1 protein-coding gene and 1 pseudogene are annotated in these 1,505 nt (G+C 68.2%); both read left to right on the top strand.

What is annotated here, in order from left to right; translation table 11 throughout:
* Positions 1–1,179 (top strand): zinc-dependent metalloprotease (locus ACXJKR_RS32325; RefSeq protein WP_457326338.1); only part of this gene is annotated, 1,179 nt, incomplete at its 5' end.
* Between the two features lie 92 nt (positions 1,180–1,271).
* Positions 1,272–1,505 (top strand): annotated as a pseudogene (locus ACXJKR_RS32320) (CopG family transcriptional regulator); the annotation flags it as partial.

Here is a 1,505-nt window from a genome sequence, read left to right as displayed (position 1 = left end):
AAGACCATGGGCCATGTGCCCACGCTGATGGATTACAGCCGCTTCAACTACCTCGTCCAGCCGGAGGACAACGTCGATCCCGCGCTGCTGATTCCCAAGATCGGCCCCTACGACGTGTTCGCCACCCGCTGGGGCTACACCCCCATCCCCAGCGCCAAGACGCCCGAAGAGGAGCGCCAGCAGCTCAACCTGTGGGCGCGCGAGCAGGACGGCAAGCCCTGGCTGCGCTTCAGCGCGCCCAAGGCCGAGGGCGGCGACTTCGGCGAGAACGCCGAGGCCGTCGGCGATGCGGACGCCGTGGCTGCCACCACGCTGGGCATGCGCAACCTGGAGCGCGTGGTCAAGATGCTGCCGGGCCTCGTGCCGCAGGACGGCAAGGACGACAAGACCCTGGAGGATCTCTACCGCGCCACCTGGACGCAGTGGCTGCGCGAACTCAGCCACGTGGCGGCCATCGTGGGCGGCTACGGCGTGCAGAACAAGCACAACGACCAGCCCGGCGCCATTGCCACGCCCGTGCCTCGCGCCCAGCAGGTTCGCGCGGTGAAGTTCCTGACCGGCCAACTGCTGGCCACCCCGCCATGGCTGCTGGACCCGGCCGTGACCCAGCGCCTGCGCGCGTCCGAGCCACCCGGCATGGTCAGCACCTCCCAGCGCAGCCTGCTGCGCATGATGCTGGACCCTGCCCGCACACAGCGCCTGGCAGCCCAGGAGGCGCAGTTCGGCGCCCAGGCCTACCGCCTGGACGAGCTGTTGTCCGAGCTGCGCCGCGGCGTGTTCACCGAACTCGCCAGCGGCGCTGCCATCGCCGCGCCGCGCCGCGGCCTGCAGCGCCACTATGTCGACACCCTCGCTGCGCGCCTCAATTTCACCGGCCTCAGCATTGCCGGCCTGATGGGCCTGGACGACGGCCAAGCCGTGGTGAGGGCCGAGCTGCGCGATCTCAAGGGTGTGATCAGTGCCAAGGCCACCAGCGGGGACCGCATCCAGCGTGCCCATCTGCAAGGCCTGGTGGACACCATCGACAAGGCCCTGGACCCCAGGTTCGCCCCTGCCGCCAACCCGCTGGCTTCGCTGCTGCGCGTCATCGGCTACCAGGCCGCGGATGCCTGGGAGCCCGCGGATCAATCGCAGTGCTGGCCCTGGCCTGCGCTGCTGCCCGGGCAGGACAGCGACTGATGCGGCCTGCCGCCCTTGGCTCGGCCGGGCGCTTTGAAACGCTTACAAAATAAGGCTAGTGGAATCCAAGTGGATGGTTGCATGATGGCGCCATGCCTTCCACACCTTTGCTCTCGCCCAAGGCGGCCAAGCCTGTCGACGAAAAGCTCACCCTCAACATCGGCTGCGTCGACCTGGGCCAGATCGACCTGCTGGTGCAGGAGGGTTTCTATGCCAACCGCAGCGACCTGATCCGCACGGCCATTCGCAACCAGATCGCGACGCACGCAGATGTGGTGCGCCAGGTGGTCTCGCGCAAGAGCATCGTGCTGGGCATCCAGCAGTTC

The organism is Roseateles sp. P5_E11 (assembly GCF_054049355.1).
Note: the sequence above shows the minus strand (reverse complement) of the source record. Positions and strands in the feature narration are given on the sequence as shown.